The organism is Brevibacterium sp. FME37 (genome assembly GCF_014897485.1).
In the GTDB taxonomy this organism is placed as follows: domain Bacteria; phylum Actinomycetota; class Actinomycetes; order Actinomycetales; family Brevibacteriaceae; genus Brevibacterium.
Genome location: NZ_JABUYE010000019.1, coordinates 11,051 through 27,838, shown reverse-complemented (window position 1 = coordinate 27,838; position 16,788 = coordinate 11,051). Strand labels below are relative to the sequence as shown.

Below are 16,788 nucleotides of genomic sequence, written 5' to 3'. Positions count from 1 at the left end.
GACGGATGCGAAACTTCATACCTTCATGCTCGAACGACGCCCAGGCAGCGGCACATCCAGCAGACTCAAACTGCAGCGAGGAGCCCGCGGGCACGGTCGAGCAGAAGCGCGGTTGCGTCCGCGTCGAACGAGTCCAAGGACGAGTCGGCGAAGAGATGTTGGCTGCCAGGGTAGACGAAGAGTTCTGCGGACGGCGTGGAGTCGGCTAAGGCTCGGGCAGAGGGCAGATCCTCGTTGAAGAATTCGTCGTCTTCCTTGCCGTGAATCTGCACCGGCACAGTCTCAGGCCATGCCGATCCGAATTCGGCGACCGGCAGGCAGGAATCGATGAGAAGCGCGCCGCGGGCGTCGTCCCGGGTTTGAGCGAGCTGCTGGGCGATCGTGACTCCGAGGGAGAAGCCTGCGAACACCAGACCGGCGCCCGGTTCTGGTGTTTCCGCAAGCCCGCGCTGTCGGACAATATCGAATCCGGTCTCGCGGGTATAAGCGAACCCTTCTTCGATGGAGGCGAACGTGCGGCCCGCGAACATGTCGGGGACATGCACGGTATGCCCCGAGGCCCTCAGGCCCTCTGCGAATGCGGCGACCCCGTCGGTGAGTCCCTGGACGTGGTGGTAGAGCATGATCTCGGCCATAGCGCTGAATCTCCCTTGATTACCTGCGGCGGATGATCAGATTCTAAGCAGGAGTGAAGAGAACAGCAGGCAGAAAAAGTCCCCCCAGTGGGACTCGAACCCACACTTGATCGATGTGGAGTCATCGAATCCGGGAGTTTCCGTGGGGTGGCTCCTGCCTCTAGAATTCAACGGTCTCGGCGCTTCTGAGGTTCGTGTTGCTGTCATGAGTTTCCGTGGGATTCCGTTGAAAAAGATGGGCAAACGTGGGGTGAGTTGAGTCTTTCGGCTGAAGAGACTGGCGCATCTTTGTTGAAAAAAGCGACAAGTTACACAACGTTTTCGTAGCATCCTATTCCGGTAGCCGGAATGACTCTTTCTGCCAGCAAGCCATTGATGCCCTCAACGCAGGCGATCGCGAATCTCAAGACTTGGAGAGTCTCGCACATTAACTACCGGAGGCCGTTGCGAACATTCACCGAGACGATCTCAGCCGTGGTCGGCCGCTACTTCTTCACCACCTCTGAATTGGGGCCAGGAATGCCGTGTTGGTTCTTAGCCAAGTCTTCGGCTTCTTGCGTCTCCGTTACTCTCGACGAGGAATGGTCGAATGAGTGCATTCCTTCACTCCCACGTACCAGCCACAACGGTTTAGTGGGTTGATATTCCAGCCCAAAACAACCTTGCCGCTCTGCACAACACCCGCTTACGCTGATATGGGATCCCAAATCGGGATCCCAAATCGGAATTTCGAACAGTGATCTGCATCAACGGAATCACCACCACATGTGCACAACTTAGCTGCCCACTCACTGATTTCAATGAGGAACTTCAATGTCGAAGAATCAGCAATCTGACAAACTTTTGCCCACTCTGCCGAAGACGACTCCACAATCAACAATGACCAATGTTCGCTGGAAACTTTTCATACTTCTGCTCGTATTGGTCACGGTAAATTATATTGATCGCGGCTCGATCTCCGTCGCACTGCCGATGATTCAGAAGGAGTTCGATCTAGCTCCGGAACTGGTCGGCCTACTCCTTTCCGCATTTTTCTGGTCATACGCGGCAATGCAAGTCCCCGTCGGGTGGCTCATTGACCGTTTCGGTCCTCGCAAGATACTCACTGCCTCCTGCGTAGGTTGGGGTGCAGCAACCGCTGGCTCCGGCCTGGCAGGCGGATTCGTCTCAATGTTCATCGCTCGTCTGGGAATCGGAATCACCGAAGCAGGCGTGATGCCAGCGGGCGGCAAACTCAACGCCCTGTGGTTGCCGGAAAAGGAACGCGGCCGCGGAGCGACCATCTTGGATGCTGGAGCACCTCTGGGCGCAGGCGTAGGTGGTATTGCCATCGCTGGACTGATCGCCGCAACCGGATCCTGGCGCTGGGCGTTCATCATTGCCGGTGCCGCCACCTTGCTGCTCGGTATAGCCGTCTGGTGGTATGTGCGGGATAGCCCGCGCAGCCACCCCGGAATGAACGCGGTCGAAGCCGACTACATAGAAGCTGAGCATCTGAAGGAAGACAAACAAAATCCCGAAAATAACGGGAAAGGGAAGGTACGCAACTTCTTGAAATACCGGTCCTTCTGGTCGATGTGCCTGGGTTGGTTCGGTTTCAACGGCGTTTTCTACGGACTATTGACATGGGGGCCTCTCTACCTTTCCGAGTCAAAGGGGTTCGACCTGAACTCCATCGGCTGGTCCACTTTCGTCATCTTTGGAGCTGGTTTTGTCGGTGAGATCATCGGCGGACGATTGGCTGACTCACTGCGCGCCAAAGGATTCGGAACAAACAAGGTAATGCGCTCGATGCTGGGAGTATCAGCGATCATGGTCACTCTCGGTCTGGTGGGAACGACAATCATCTTCGATCCGATAACCGCGGTGATTATGCTCGCGGTCGTTCTATTCTTCCTTCGCTGGGTGGGCCTCTTCTGGGCCGTTCCTGCGACACTCGGTGGTCGTGCCAACGCAGGTATCCTCGGTGGTGCAATGAATCTCTCTGGGAATGTCGCCGGGTTCCTCACCCCTATCGTCGTGGGCCTCATTGTCGGCGCGACCGGTGGCTACACATGGGCCCTTCTCTATTTTGTCGGATCTGCGGTGATCATGGGGCTGGCCGTGGTCACTCTCGACTACTCCAAACGACTCGCGATTTGAAGCAAGGACGAAAGGATGACCATGTCGATAGCTGATGAAACCCCAGCGAAGGCAGCGCCTCTGCGAGAGCAAGTGCGGGACACGATCAGGAAGCGCATTTTTGATGGCTACTACGTTCCGGGGACTCGCCTTGTCGAACGACAGCTCGCAGAAGAGTTCAGAGTCTCGCGACTTCCAGTCCGTGAGGCACTTCGGATGTTGCGCCAAGAAGGGCTGGTCGTGGAGAAGTCCACTCGAGGATCTCTCGTAGCATCGTTGACCGACAAGGATGTTCGTGACTTGTTCGATCTGCGCGAGGCTCTGGAGGTCCACGCTTGTCGTCTAGCTGCTGTGCGTGCAGACTCGGGCCAGCTCGATACCCTGTCGGAGATGTTAGACGCAGCGGATTCATTCCTCGTCACCGGCCAACGGGATAGGGCCCAGCGCATCAACAATGAATTCCACGATCGAGTATTCGCACTGGCGGACAATGAACTCCTGCGGTCGGCCTTAGAACCTCTGCTGGGGCGGTTGCATTGGCTCTTTCGACATGCAAATGATCTGAGCGAACTCATCGAAGAGCATCGTCTGCTGTTGTCCGCTATCGCAAGCGGTGACCCCGAAACAGCCGCGGCCCAGTCCGCACGCCACATTGCCAAATACCGCATGCAGTTCCCCGACTTGCACGCATCAGCATTGTCAGGAGCACGATGAAACTTCTCGTTGTCAATCCGAATATCTCCAACGATGTGACCACACTGATCGCTGCCGAGGCCGAACGCAGCAAAGCACCAGAAACTCAATTGACGATTCGCACTGCTGGGTTTGGAGTCGAATACATTGAAACCCGATTGGAGTCACTGCTAGCGGGGACAGCGACGGCAGAAGTCATCGCCGAAAATCCTGGCTTCGACGCGGTGATAGTCGCCGCGTTCGGGGACCCAGGCATGCCGGCATTGAAAGAGCTCTGCGATGCACCGGTCATCGGGATTACTGAGGCCGCACTCGCCGCTGCCTCACTTCTGGGAAGCCGCATATCCATCATCGCAATATCACCTCGGATCACCCCGTGGTATCGCGATTGTGTTGAGTCATACGGATACGCGTCCAGACTGACGTCCATTCATTCGCTATCTGACCCGCTGAATTCTATCGGATCGGTGCAGCAAGAGTTCGGCCAGAAATTGGTTGAACTCGCGCATCTGGCAGTTGAGCGTGACGGAGCGGATGCCATCGTCTTGGCGGGTGCCCCATTGGCTGGCTTGGCCCGCCAAGTGAAGGATCAAATCCCGGTGCCCGTCGTCGACGGGATTTCGGCAGGAGTGAAATTGACTGAAGCCATCGTGGCACTGGATAACAATCCTCATCGAGCTAGTTCTTATGGGCCCCCTCCTGTAAAGGTACGCGGAGGCCTGTCCACAGCACTCGATGAACAGATCGCACGTCGTCAGAGCACTATCTACTCGGAGGGGGAAGCGTGAGCGAAAACTTGGTCATCGCGCATGGTTTAGTGGTTAATTCGAATGGCAGACAGCACGCGCATGTCGTGCTGCGGGATGGAAAAATCTCAGAAGTTGTAGATGCGTCGTCACCTGTGCCAACCGCCGATCGTCTCATCGACGCCACGGGCCGCGTAGTGATTCCGGGTGGTGTCGATGCTCACTGCCACATTGCTCAACAGACTGGTCCACATCTCACCACAGACAGCTATGCAATCACCACGGCGGCTGCTCTGGCTGGCGGAACCACGACTGTCATGGATTTCGGCATCCCAGCTGACTCCACACAAACCCCTTTGCAGGCTGCCGAATACAAGCTCTCACTAGTATCTGAAGCACGTTGTGATGTAGCGCTTCATTCTTCAGTAATCACGTGGGACGAGACTGTGCCGGATCAGCTCAATGCCCTCGCTGATCGTGGCATTCGATCGGTGAAGCTTTACGCCACCAATAGAGGAACAACAATGGCCGATGGTGACACGATGGTCAAAGTCCTCCATGAAATGGCGCGAATTGACGGGCTCACTTTCGTCCATGCTGAGCACGACGAGATCATCGTGGACTGCACTGAACGGCACGCCGACATTGGCGAAGTCCACGCCAGAGATCTTCATTTCACCCGCCCCATCTTGGCGGAGGAAGCAAGTGTGCGAGAAGTCCTTGCTATGGCTGAATATGCGGGAGCGGCAGTCTACTTTGTCCATCAGTCCTCCCCAGGTGCCGTTGACCTGGTCACAGCAGCTCAGGCACGTGGTCTGCCAATCTACTCAGAAACGTGCCCACACTACGTGGCACTCAGCGACGAGGTCTACAGCGGTCCCAGACCAGAGTTCTTCGCCTGCTGTCCGCCCATGCGCGATAAAGAAACAATGTTGACACTGAGAGAACGTCTGACCTCCGGTGCAATCAATACAGTTGCTTCTGACCATTCCAGCTATGATCTCGCCCAGAAACGCAGTCACATTGAGGACTTGCGATTGATGCCACACGGGCTGCCCGGTGTCGAGACGAGACTGCCCGTGACCTACTCCCATATGGTCGAAGGCGATCTCAGTGGGTTGGAATCCTTTGTCTCGGCATTCGCGACTTTTCCTGCACGAATCAATGGACTCCGGGGCAAAGGCTCAATCGCGCCTGGCTTCGATGCCGATGTCGTGCTAATTGATCCCGAGCACTTTCACGAAGTTCATGTTGAAAATCTTCACATGGGCACGGACTTCTCGCCCTTCGAAAGGATGAATCTTCGCGGTTGGCCACATGTTGTCATCAGTGGTGGCACAGTCGTATTTCAAGAGGGGCAGTTCATCGACCCTGGGCCCGTCGGCCGTTTCCTCAAACAGCATCCATTTTCCGAGGCAACGGCATGGCCTGAACTCGGTCTCCCCGGACAGCCCGAGTAAGACGAATGACACCGACAGGAGTAGAACTGATGTCACAGAACGTCGAACCGCTATCACCCCATTTGAACCACCCATCGGTCAAAGGCACTCGTCCGACTCGGATCGGCATGATCGTTCCTTCGTCAAACACGTGTTTGGAACCACAGACCTACAGGATTTTGGGACCTCGGGAGGATGTCACCGTGCACAGTGCTCGAATTTCTGTGACGAGGATTGCTCTCGACAAACAGTCCGATCACCAGTTCGATGTCGGTTCGATGCAATCAGCAGCAGAACTGCTCAAAACGGCAGACGTGGATGTCATCGCGTGGAATGGTACCAGCGGCTCTTGGTTGGGTGCAGCACACGACCGGGAGATCATAGACTGCATTTCGGACGCCACGGGAGTTCCAGCCACCACTAGTACTCTGGCTTACCTCGAGATCTTCAATCGTTTCCACATCAGCAAAATCGCACTGCTCACGCCTTACACCGCTGACGTCAACGAGCAGGTGGCCGAATCATATGGTCATGAAGGACTCGAAGTAGTCGAATCCCGCTGTTTGGGACTATCCGACAATGAGTCTTTCGCCAATGTGAGTCTGCAGGAGCTGTTGCCAAAGTCGCGCGAGCTTCTGTCCAATACTCCAGATTGCATGGTCTACTTATGCACCAACATGTACGGTGCGCCCTTGGTGGAACAGCTGGAAACGGAATTTGATGTCCCTGTACTCGATTCGGTCGCGGTCACGTTGTGGCATGCCCTGGATCTTGCGGGAGCAGACGCTTTGGATGCTCGGTGGGGGCGGTTACTCTCCAACTGATGACTTGGATTGCCCAGGATCGGAGGGTCGACAGATCAACGCAAGGACACAACTTGGCCAAGAAACGTTGACGTTCATTCATCCGCCATTGCTTAGTGGGGTCTGAGCCCTCAACCGGTGAATTCGCCATAGTCCGAGAAGAGTCTCCTTAGTAACCCCACAGCTTCGTCCATGCGTCGAGAAGGTCGGATTCCTCCGGGTATGACCGCACTGATGGCATTCCTTGGAATGCTGTCCGCGACAGGGATTTCGACGACTCCCGGTGCCAGCGTGTTGATCTCGTTAGGGAGGGAATAGCGGAGAGAATATCCGAGGCCACTCGCGACCAGGGCGGTCACGGTCGCGAGGTTCGCACTAGTCCATTTGATCCGAGGCTCAACACCGGCCGCGCGCATGAACTCTATCGAGCGATCGCGGCTGGGTGGAATGTCGATCAAGATTGCAGACTCATGGGCGACTTCGGTGAAGGAAATCTCTGTCCTGTCGCCGAGGGGATGCGAGGACGGGAGCATGATTTTCAAAACGACTTCGGCGAGCTCTTGGGACTCGACAGCGTCGATGGTCTGCCGCGAGAAGACGACGGCTACGTCCAGCACTCCATCGATGAGTGCTGCCTGCAAATCACCAGCAGAACCCTCCTGATAGTTGAACGCCACCTGTGGGTGTTCTCGTTCGAAGTGTGCAGCTAATGGCGGTACGACGTGCGGCGATAGTGATGAGACACAGCCGATCTCGAGGGGCCCTGACATCTCGGAGCCACCATCGGTTGCCGAATTCTCGAGGTCGGAAGTCATCGCGAGAATTTGTCGCGCACGTGCGGAGAACTCTCGCCCCACTCGGGTTGGCACGACTCCTTTGGCTCGGTTTCGAATGAGCAAATCCGTGCCCAGTTGTCTTTCCAGCTGTCCAATAGCCATTGACACTGTTGCCTGAGTGACATTGACCTGCCTCGAGGCTGCCGTCACCGATCCGGTATCGATGATGGCGACGAAGTATTCGAGCTGACGCAGCGTAATGTCACTCATCAATAATTCCTATGTGCTTGTTCATAACTATTGATTCTACAAAATCGGTGATGTGAAGCACACTGGGAATTGATCGTTACATCACCGATTAAGAGGGGCCGCATCAATCCATGTCTGAAGACAATAGTCCGCACGTCATCACTTTGGGGACAGCAGGGGGTCCACGATGGTGGCGCTATCGTGAGCAGAAGGTTCGCGCAGGTATTTCCACTGCTGTCGTCGTCGGCGATGCGGTCTACATGATTGATTGCGGCTATGGTTCGGGACGCCAGCTTGTCGAAGCAGGACACAGCCTCGACGCAGTGCAAGCGGTGTTCTTGACACATCTGCACTCGGACCACATCGCGGATCTCGCATCGATTGCGATGTTCAGTACGTTCGAGATAACAGACGAAGCGCGAGGCCCAATCACTCTCATCGGTCCAGGGGATCGAGGCGTATTGCCATTGGTCTCACCACATGCGAAGACGTCGCCAAAGCCGATCTCTGAGCACTCTCCGACACCGGGGACAGTCGAGACGTTTACCCGTCTGGTCGAAGCGAATGCGACCGACCTCAACGAAAGAATCCTCGACAGCCTTCGACCATCCCCGTTGGACATGTTCCAAGCTCAGGACATCGTTCTCCCCGAGAAGATCGACTTCGACCCGAATGAGAATCCTGCGCCGCAGATGGATCCTTTCGTCGTGTACGAGGACAGTCGTGTTCGGGTGTCGGCGATACTGGTGGAACATCCGCCGATGGCACCGGCGTGCGGCTACCGATTCGACACCGATGATGGGGCCGTAGTCGTATCAGGCGATACAGCGTTTACTCCGAACCTGATCACTCTTGCCGCTGGTGCCGACCTTCTCTTGCACGAAGCCATTGACTTGGACTGGTTAACCACGAAGTTTCCCGACCCCACGAGTGCCCGGGCGCGTGCCATTCGCAGCCACCACGAACGTTCTCATACATCGATCTCAGACGCGTTGGCTGTAGCGCGCGCGGCGGGTGTCGGGCGACTGGCGTTGCATCACCTCGTTCCAGGAACATCGGGCCCATCCCTTGAGCGGCAGCTCGCCGACGAGGCCAGCTTGAACACGGTAGTGCCTGATGATCTGGAGATTCTCCCATTCGGTCGACGGGTATAGCGCCATGCGTCCGCGACAAACCTCTTACCTCTCGGAGTGACAACGATGTGCACACCCAAGAAACCGAACTTTCTCATTGCGACCTTGCCGCTGCTAACTCTCATCGGAATGGCCTTTATGTCAACCGTGTATTGGGGTGTCGGCATGCTGGTGCCGATCATCACCGGCATCGCAGTCGCAGGCATCATCGGAAAAGGGCTGGGATACTCGTGGCGCGAGCTTGAGCAATCGTTGACCGACGGCGTGAGCAAGGCGTTGCCTGCCGTGTTCATTTTGATCCTCATCGGCGTGATCATCGGCACGTGGATCAGTGGAGGCATTATTCCTACGCTGGTCTACTACGGGTTGAGCATCATTAATCCGAGTCTATTCCTGCCGTTGGTGTGCCTGATTACGGGCTTCGTCTCACTTGTTTTGGGCAGTTCGTTTACATCGATCGCCACCATCGGCCTGGCCTTCATGGCAATCGGTGAGGGAATGGATATGCCAGCACCGATCGTCGCCGGAGCAGTGATCTCAGGAGCATTCTTTGGCGACAAGCTCTCACCGCTGTCGGATACGACGAACGTGGCTCCTGCGATGGTTGGAGAGAGCCTCTTTGACCACATAAGACACATGCTCTGGGACACGATTCCGGCGCTGTTGATCAGCACCGTCCTCTATTGGCTCATCGGCCTCAACATCGTCGGCGGCTCTCCGTCGGTAGGTGGAGAACCTGACGCGATTCTTGCCGGGTTGCAGGACCAATTTACGATTAGCCCGCTCATTCTGATTGTGGTCGTACTTGCGTTGTTCCTCATCATTATGAAAGTGCCAGCGATACCGGCGCTCATCGTCATCGCGCTCATGGGGGCAGTCACGGCGCTGCTGGTTCAGGGCAGGTCAGTAGAGGAGACACTGCAGGCAATGACTGCTGGGTATATCTCGGAGTCTGGGCAGGAAGCAATCGATAGCCTGTTGACCAATGGCGGTATTTCGTCGATGTTTGCAACGGTAGGCCTTGTCATCGTCGCCACGGCTCTCGGCGGAATCTTGGAAAAGACTGGCATCTTCGCCACCTTGATCGACCCGCTCATTCGTCGGATCAAACGGACGGGCTCACTTATCGCAGCAACGATCTTTGCGACATTCCTCGTCGGGTTCTCCAGCGGTGCCCAGTTCCTCGCGATCATTCTGCCGGCTCGTGGGTTCCTGGAATCCTATCGGAAGATGAATCTCTCACCGTTGAATCTCTCCAGAGCTGTCGAAGCCGCCGGGACGGTTGGCATCAACCTCGTGCCGTGGGGTGTGCCGGCAGTCTTCGCCGCCGGAGTCTTCGGCCTCTCACCCACCCAGTTCATCCCTTGGATTTTGTTCGCGTTCATCGTTCCATTGCTCAACATTATTTATGGCTACACCGGGTTCAGTATCCAGCGACTGAATCGAGAGTCGGTATCGGGGGTTCCAAGGAAGAACGATTCGTTGAAGTAGGACTATGGCTCGAACAGTCTCATCGACTGAGGGGCCGCCGGAACCTCATGCCTGCATTGGTGCGAGGCCACGTCTCCTTTTGAATTCGAGAGACAACGGGACTAAGAACTTTCGAGTAAGAGTTCCGCACTATCAGGAGTTTCGGCGGGATAGCAGCAACTTTGGTCGTCCCGGGTGAGGAGTCTACTTGACTATCGGGAGCTGTTTTGGGCTGTCACTGAATGTGCGGGATAGATGCGGGGTTCTAGCCCAGTACGCAGTCCCGGAATCGAAGCCGGCGGAGTCGACATGTCGTGGCTGGCTATGCCCGTGCCAAGCAATATGATGACGGCAATGGGTTAAATCAACCCAGCTATTTAGTTGTTTGGCAAAGGACACGGACACATGGTTCCCACCACCAGTCAGGCGCAGCGCGCTGAACTCCACAAGACGATCTGGAAGATCGCCAACGATCTTCGCGGCAGCGTCGACGGATGGGACTTCAAGAACTACGTCCTCGGTACCCTGTTCTACCGGTTCATCTCGGAGAATCTCTCTGCTGGCCTCAACCGGGAAGAAGTCGAAGCCGGTGCCTCAGGGTTCGACTACTCCGAGATCTCCGACGACGAAGCAGGCGATGCCAAGCTAGACCTGGTCGCTGAGCGTGGCTACTATATTGCACCATCGGAGCTCTTCGAGAACGTTCGGCGTGAAGCCGAGGACAGCTCGAACCTCAACGAGACACTGGAACGCGTATTCAAGAACATCGAAGGTTCGGCCAACGGCACCGAAAGCGAAGGCGACCTCAAGGGCCTCTTCGCGGATTTCGATGTCAACAGCGCCAAGCTCGGCGATACGGTCGAGAAGCGCAATAAGAAGCTCGCGAAGCTACTCAATGCGATCGGTGACTTGAATCTCGGGTCGTTCGCCGACAACAAGATTGATTTGTTCGGTGACGCTTATGAGTACCTCATGCAGATGTATGCCTCACAGGCCGGTAAGTCCGGCGGTGAGTACTACACGCCGCAGGAAGTCTCTGAGGTCCTTGCGAAGCTCACCCTCGTCGGAAAGAACTCCGTCAACCGGGTCTATGACCCTGCCTGTGGATCCGGTTCCCTGCTGTTGAAGTTCGCGAAGGTCCTCGGCAAGGACAATGTTGGTGGGTTCTATGGTCAGGAGATCAACCTGACGACGTACAACCTCGCGCGGATCAACATGTTTCTCCACGACGTTGGCTACGAGAAGTTCGACCTCGCCCACGGCGATACGTTGACCGATCCGCAGCACTGGGATGAAGAGCCGTTCGAGGCGATCGTGTCCAATCCACCCTACTCCATCAAGTGGGAAGGTGATGCGAACCCGTTACTGATCAATGACGAGCGGTTCGCCCCTGCTGGAGTACTAGCACCGAAGTCGAAGGCCGACCTGGCGTTCACTATGCACATCCTGTCGTGGCTGGCGGTCAATGGAACCGCGGCAATCGTCGAGTTCCCCGGCGTCCTCTACCGTGGCGGCGCGGAGAAGAGGATCCGCAAGTACCTCATCGACAACAACTACGTCGATGCGGTCATCCAGTTGCCGCCGGACTTGTTCTTCGGGACGACGATTGCGACGTGCATCATCGTGCTCAAAAAGTCTAAGACCACAAACGACGTGTTATTCATCGACGCGTCTGCGGAGTTCGAACGCCAGGGCAACAAGAACCGGCTCATTCCTGCCCATCAGGACTCGATCCTTGACCTGTTCATCCAGCGTGAGGACGTCGAGTACACGACGAAGATCGTCAGCAACGAGGACATCGGTGCGAACGACTACAACATCGCAGTTTCGTCGTACGTCGAACAGGAAGACATCCGCGAAATCGTCGACATCACCAAGCTCAATGCTGAGATCGCAAAGATTGTGACCCGCCAGCAAGAACTGCGCACCTCGATCGACGAGATCGTCGCGGATCTGGAGGGTGCGAAGTGAGTCTCGATACAGAAGCGATCAGGAGGAATACGAGTCTTGCACTGCCAGCTGACGACGCCTATCTCTTTCGCCTCGGGGTTGCGCTGTATGGCTTCGCTTCCGTCAATAGTTTTATGACGGAGATCATCACTCATCTGGACCCGCAGGCTGACCGTTCACAACTACACGGCCTTATGTCAGGGCGAGTATTGGATACGTTTCGAGCGACAGTCAAGGCGTGGAATGGGGCTGACATCAATGATCCGGCCAAGCGAGCAGCTACGGCATTTGAACGACTCAACACTGAACGATCCGACTTCGTGCACGCTTACCCGATTACAAACCCGGTCGGGGAGCAAATTCTGCATCGGCGAGTCGACGATAAGAAGAAGTACTTTGAAGTTACAGATGACTTCCTTGACGATTTTACTGGACGCCTTAGGTCGGTATCTGAAGCGCTTCACGAGATTAGAGACATTGTGAGGCCAAGGGTATGAGTAAAATTGTTGAGCTCATCACTGAGCTTGCCCCAAATGGAGTTCGACACGTTCCCCTCTCAGAAGTAGCCGGATACGCGACGACGCGGGTAGATGCTTCTCAACTCGATGAGGTCACTTTCGTTGGCGTTGACAATCTCGTCGCCAATAAAGGAGGAAAGATAAACGCGAACTATTTGCCGAATACGGCACGGCTGACCGGGTATAAGTGCGGTGACATTCTGCTTGGAAATATCCGTCCGTACCTCAAGAAGGCCTGGCGTGCGACCTCTGACGGCGGATGCAGCGGTGATGTGCTTGCTATCCGTATCAGCGAAGACGCACAGCGCGTACTCTCTTCGGAGTTTCTTTACTATCTCCTGTCATCAGATGAGTTCTTTGCTTACAATATGCAGCACGCAAAAGGCGGGAAGATGCCGCGCGGTAGCAAGCCTGCAATTCTCGCCTACAGAATTCCTGTGCCGCCGTTGGAGGTGCAGCGAGAGATCGTTCGTATTCTAGATACGTTCACGGAGTTGGAGGCGGAGCTGGAGGCGGAGCTGGAGGCCCGATGTCAGCAGTACGAACACTATCGCGCGGAGCTCTTGAAATTGCCCAATGCGGGTACGGTCCAACTCTCGCAACTTATCAATGGTCTTAGTTCGGGACGAAACAAGTCACGAGTCGAAGGTGGAAAGTACCCAGTTTACGGTTCAACGGGCAAAATTGGTTCGACCGATCAGGCGTCCTTTGAGAATGATGCTCTTCTTGTGGCACGAGTTGGAGCAAATGCGGGTCGGGTCAACGCGGTGTCAGGTTCCTATGACGTCTCAGACAACACGCTTATTGTGATACCTAACGAGAAGTGGCATGAGAGGTTTGCGTTTCACCAACTTACCTCGATGAACCTTAACCAGTACGCAGTCGGCGGAGGCCAACCTTTGATTACGGGTCGATTGCTCAAGGGGCTGGAGGTACCTGTCCCCGCCATCAAGGAGCAACGGCGTATTGCTGAGTTGCTCGACAAGTTTGACGATTTGGTCAACAACCTGAGTGTAGGTCTTCCTGCTGAGCTAAACGCGCGTCGGAAGCAGTATGAGTACTACCGTGACAAGCTGTTGACGTTCGATGAGGTCCCGGCATGAGTGAGGTTCCTTCGCGAAAGTACGATCCGATCGCGGTTTCGGCTGAGAGCACAGTCGTCGCTGAGTATGAGGCGGGCCCGCATAGCGGGGGTGCCTACCAGTCTGAAGCCGTGCTGGAGAACGAGTTCATTCGCCTCCTACAGTCGCAGGCGTACGAGTACCTGCCGATCACCACCGAAGCGGAACTCGTAGCGAACCTGCGCCAGCAGCTGGAAGCACTGAATCACGTACTGCTCAGTGACGACGAGTGGGAACGGTTCTTCTTCCAAAGCGTGGCGGGGAAGAACGACGGTATCGCCGAGAAGACCGTCCGCATCCAGGAAGACCACATACAGGTTCTCAAGCGCGATGATGGGTCGAGCAAGAACATCAGCCTGTTTGATAAGAAAAACATCCACAACAACCGCCTGCAGGTGATCAACCAGTACGAAGTCGCTCAAGGCGGCGACTCCGGCGGAACCTACGCCAACCGATATGACGTAACTATCCTCGTCAATGGGCTGCCGATGGTCCACGTAGAGCTCAAACGTCGTGGCGTGGACATTCGTGAAGCGTTCAACCAGATTGACCGCTACCAGCGCGACAGTTTCTGGGCCGGCTCCGGCCTGTTCGAATACGTCCAGTTATTCGTCATCAGCAACGGGACGCTGACGAAGTACTACTCGAACACCACCCGCAGCCAGCACCTCGATGAGAGCCAGAAGCCGGGTCGCAAGCGGAAGACCTCGAACAGTTTTGAGTTCTCTTCCTGGTGGGCCGACGGGACGAACAAGCCGATTAGGGAGCTGACTGCATTCGCGAAGACGTTCTTCGCCAAACACACCCTGCTGAACATCCTCACCCGCTACTGCGTGCTCACCGCTGACAAGCTCCTACTAGTGATGCGGCCGTATCAGATCGTGGCGACGGAGAGGATCCTGCAGCGGATCAAGGTCGCGACGAACTACAAACGTCTCGGTACCGTGGATGCCGGTGGGTATGTGTGGCACACGACGGGGTCGGGGAAGACTCTGACGTCGTTCAAGACGGCCCAGATCACTTCGAAGCTATCGAGTGTGTCCAAGGTGCTGTTCGTCGTCGACCGCAAGGACCTGGACTACCAGACGATGCGGGAGTACGACCGGTTTGAAAAGGGTGCAGCGAACTCGAACACCTCGACAGCAGTCCTTAAACGCCAGCTCGAGGATCCGAATGCGCGGATCATCATCACGACGATCCAGAAGCTCTCGACGTTCATCCGGGCGAACAAGGGCCACCTAGTTTATGACCAGCATGTGGTGATCATCTTCGATGAGTGCCATCGGTCCCAGTTCGGTGACATGCACACCGACATCACCCGGGCGTTCAAGCACTACAACCTGTTCGGGTTCACCGGTACCCCAATCTTCGCAGCCAATGCCGGCAGTGGTGGGAACCCGCAGCTGAAGACGACGGAGCAGGCGTTCGGTGACAAGCTCCACACGTACACGATCGTTGATGCGATCACGGATAAGAACGTGCTGCCGTTCCGCATCGACTACGTCAACACGATCCGCGTTGGCAACGTCATCGACAAACAGGTCTCCTCGATCGACACAGAGAAGGCACTGCTGTCTCCTGTTCGGGTCGGCAAAATCGTCGACTACACGCTCGAGCACTTTGACCAGAAGACTAAACGATCCTCCAGCTACGAACACTCGGTCGTCACCAATGTGACGGCGGCGGTCCGGACACGCCGGCAAGCTGAAGCGTTGCGAGAGCGCAAGCGGGTACGCGGGTTCAATGCGCTATTCGCAGTGGCCTCAATCGACGCCGCCCGCCGCTACTACCGTGAGTTTCAGGTCAAACAGGAAGGACTCCGTCCTGATCGTCGGTTGAAGATCGGCTTGATCTACTCCTACGGTGTCAACGATGCACCGGATGCTGGCGACGGCATCCTCGACGATGAGGCTTTCGACACCGAAGGACTGGGCTCTGATGCGAGGGACTTCCTCGAGGCCGCGATCGGCGACTACAACGAGCTGTTCGGGACGAGCTACGACACGAGTTCGGATAAATTCCAGAACTACTACAAGGACTTGTCGATGCGGTTGAAGAACCGCGAGATCGACCTCGTCATCGTCGTGAACATGTTCCTCACCGGCTTCGACGCCACCACCTTGAACACGTTGTTCGTCGACAAGAACCTCCGCGCCCACGGTCTGATCCAGGCGTACTCACGGACCAACAGGATCCTGAACTCGGTGAAGACTTACGGGAACATCGTCGCGTTCCGGAACCTCGAGGCCGAGACGAACAAAGCTCTCGAACTGTTCGGCAACAAGGACGCTCATGGTGTCGTACTACTCAAACCCTACAGCGAGTACTACAGCGAGTACGCCGAGAACGTCTCCGAGCTGTTGCAGGACTTCCCGCTGGGTACGCAGATTGTGGGGGAGGGTGCGCAGAAGCGATTCATTGAGCTGTTTGGCAAGATCCTGAGGTTGGACAACATCCTAACTTCCTTCGACGACTTTGCCGGCAACGAGATACTCACAGAGCGTCAGGGCCAGGACTACCGCAGCACTTACCTCGACCTATACGCCGAGTATCGGCAGGAACGGGGCGGCGAGAAGGAACTCATCAATGACGAAGTGGTCTTCGAAATCGAACTGATCAAACAGGTCGAGATAAACGTCGACTACATCCTCATGCTCGTCACCCGATATCAGCAGGCACATGGCAATGGGGAGGACAAGGAAGTCCTTGCCGAAATCAATCGTGCCGTGGAGGCCAGCCCGTCGCTTCGGAACAAGAAAGACCTCATCGTCGACTTCGTGGATACTGTCTCGATGGACGCGCAGGCGTCGGATCAGTGGGCGGAGTTCATCCACAAACGCAAGGATCACGAACTCTCCCAAATCATCGAGGACGAGAGCCTTCGAGAAGATGAAGCTCGTGAGTTTGTCGACCGGTCTTTCGAGCGTGGTGGCGTCCGTGAAGGCGGAACTGAGCTGTCGCAGATCTTGCCGCCGACACGGCGGTTTGGGCAGAGGTCAGGTGACTACAGCGCGAAGCGTCGGCGCGTGTTGGCGCGGCTTCAGGCGTTTTTCGAACGGTTCTCGACGCTGTAGTAAGGTCCACCGTGCGTTAAGCGGCGTAAGAACTGTCATGCGCGGATTTTCAGTACCTCG

Annotated in this window: 13 protein-coding genes; 11 read left to right on the top strand and 2 right to left on the bottom strand. The window is 56.0% G+C overall.

All coding sequences use genetic code 11. The features are described from left to right. Positions 1–65: 65 nt before the first annotated feature. Positions 66–635, bottom strand: coding sequence for a dienelactone hydrolase family protein (locus INT29_RS17655; protein WP_193072654.1), 570 nt, complete (start codon positions 633–635; stop codon positions 66–68). 813 nt (positions 636–1,448) lie between these two features. On the opposite strand from INT29_RS17655, the gene INT29_RS17650 reads away from it, so the two are divergent. Genes INT29_RS17650 through INT29_RS17630 form a run of 5 tightly spaced genes read left to right on the top strand, consistent with a single transcriptional unit; the run spans position 1,449 to position 6,458 of the window. Then, entirely contained in the window at positions 1,449–2,777 is a 1,329-nt protein-coding gene (locus tag INT29_RS17650; RefSeq protein ID WP_226842172.1) for an MFS transporter, read from the top strand. Positions 2,778–2,798: 21 nt separating this feature from the next. After that, the gene (locus tag INT29_RS17645) at positions 2,799–3,470 is read left to right on the top strand and encodes a GntR family transcriptional regulator (protein ID WP_193072653.1); all 672 of its coding nucleotides are present in this window, start codon (positions 2,799–2,801) and stop codon (positions 3,468–3,470) included. After that, positions 3,467–4,237, top strand: a complete 771-nt coding sequence (locus INT29_RS17640; RefSeq protein WP_193072651.1) for an aspartate/glutamate racemase family protein — start codon at positions 3,467–3,469, stop codon at positions 4,235–4,237. Before INT29_RS17645 ends, INT29_RS17640 begins: the two co-directional genes overlap by 4 nt. Next, positions 4,234–5,655 carry an amidohydrolase family protein gene (locus tag INT29_RS17635; protein WP_193072649.1) on the top strand — a complete coding sequence of 474 codons (1,422 nt, stop codon included), beginning with the start codon at positions 4,234–4,236 and terminating at the stop codon, positions 5,653–5,655. The genes INT29_RS17640 and INT29_RS17635 overlap by 4 nt, the downstream gene beginning before the upstream one ends. 29 nt (positions 5,656–5,684) lie before the next feature. Further along, entirely contained in the window at positions 5,685–6,458 is a 774-nt protein-coding gene (locus INT29_RS17630) for an aspartate/glutamate racemase family protein (RefSeq protein ID WP_226842171.1), read from the top strand. A gap of 110 nt (positions 6,459–6,568) precedes the next feature. On the opposite strand, the gene INT29_RS17625 is transcribed toward INT29_RS17630, so the two are convergent. Continuing rightward, on the bottom strand, positions 6,569–7,483 hold the full coding sequence (locus tag INT29_RS17625) for a LysR family transcriptional regulator (protein WP_193072644.1): 915 nt from the start codon (positions 7,481–7,483) through the stop codon (positions 6,569–6,571). Between the two features lie 110 nt (positions 7,484–7,593). Here INT29_RS17625 and INT29_RS17620 point away from each other — a divergent pair, with 110 nt between their 5' ends. The 6 genes from INT29_RS17620 (at position 7,594) to INT29_RS17595 (ending at position 16,728) form a co-directional block, all read left to right on the top strand. After that, entirely contained in the window at positions 7,594–8,616 is a 1,023-nt protein-coding gene (locus INT29_RS17620) for an MBL fold metallo-hydrolase (RefSeq protein ID WP_193072642.1), read from the top strand. Positions 8,617–8,661: 45 nt separating this feature from the next. After that, positions 8,662–10,086 carry a Na+/H+ antiporter NhaC gene (nhaC, locus tag INT29_RS17615; RefSeq protein WP_193072639.1) on the top strand — a complete coding sequence of 475 codons (1,425 nt, stop codon included), beginning with the start codon at positions 8,662–8,664 and terminating at the stop codon, positions 10,084–10,086. Positions 10,087–10,470: 384 nt separating this feature from the next. Then, positions 10,471–12,036, top strand: a complete 1,566-nt coding sequence (locus INT29_RS17610) for a type I restriction-modification system subunit M (protein ID WP_193072638.1) — start codon at positions 10,471–10,473, stop codon at positions 12,034–12,036. Then, positions 12,033–12,512, top strand: a complete 480-nt coding sequence (locus tag INT29_RS17605; RefSeq protein WP_193072637.1) for a hypothetical protein — start codon at positions 12,033–12,035, stop codon at positions 12,510–12,512. The genes INT29_RS17610 and INT29_RS17605 overlap by 4 nt, the downstream gene beginning before the upstream one ends. Beyond that, entirely contained in the window at positions 12,509–13,636 is a 1,128-nt protein-coding gene (locus INT29_RS17600) for a restriction endonuclease subunit S (RefSeq protein ID WP_193072635.1), read from the top strand. Before INT29_RS17605 ends, INT29_RS17600 begins: the two co-directional genes overlap by 4 nt. Then, entirely contained in the window at positions 13,633–16,728 is a 3,096-nt protein-coding gene (locus tag INT29_RS17595) for a type I restriction endonuclease subunit R (RefSeq protein ID WP_193072634.1), read from the top strand. The genes INT29_RS17600 and INT29_RS17595 overlap by 4 nt, the downstream gene beginning before the upstream one ends. The last annotated feature ends 60 nt before the right edge of the window (positions 16,729–16,788 follow it).

Excerpts from the sequence above, each read along its gene's own strand:
- INT29_RS17630 (WP_226842171.1), top strand. The coding sequence starts at position 5,685 with ATGTCACAGAACGTCGAACCGCTATCACCCCATTTGAACCACCCATCG.
- INT29_RS17600 (WP_193072635.1), top strand. The coding sequence starts at position 12,509 with ATGAGTAAAATTGTTGAGCTCATCACTGAGCTTGCCCCAAATGGAGTT.
- INT29_RS17645 (WP_193072653.1), top strand. The coding sequence starts at position 2,799 with ATGTCGATAGCTGATGAAACCCCAGCGAAGGCAGCGCCTCTGCGAGAG.
- INT29_RS17620 (WP_193072642.1), top strand. The coding sequence starts at position 7,594 with ATGTCTGAAGACAATAGTCCGCACGTCATCACTTTGGGGACAGCAGGG.
- INT29_RS17650 (WP_226842172.1), top strand. The coding sequence starts at position 1,449 with ATGTCGAAGAATCAGCAATCTGACAAACTTTTGCCCACTCTGCCGAAG.
- INT29_RS17655 (WP_193072654.1), bottom strand. The coding sequence starts at position 635 with ATGGCCGAGATCATGCTCTACCACCACGTCCAGGGACTCACCGACGGG.
- INT29_RS17640 (WP_193072651.1), top strand. The coding sequence starts at position 3,467 with ATGAAACTTCTCGTTGTCAATCCGAATATCTCCAACGATGTGACCACA.
- INT29_RS17610 (WP_193072638.1), top strand. The coding sequence starts at position 10,471 with ATGGTTCCCACCACCAGTCAGGCGCAGCGCGCTGAACTCCACAAGACG.
- INT29_RS17625 (WP_193072644.1), bottom strand. The coding sequence starts at position 7,483 with ATGAGTGACATTACGCTGCGTCAGCTCGAATACTTCGTCGCCATCATC.
- INT29_RS17595 (WP_193072634.1), top strand. The coding sequence starts at position 13,633 with ATGAGTGAGGTTCCTTCGCGAAAGTACGATCCGATCGCGGTTTCGGCT.
- nhaC (WP_193072639.1), top strand. The coding sequence starts at position 8,662 with ATGTGCACACCCAAGAAACCGAACTTTCTCATTGCGACCTTGCCGCTG.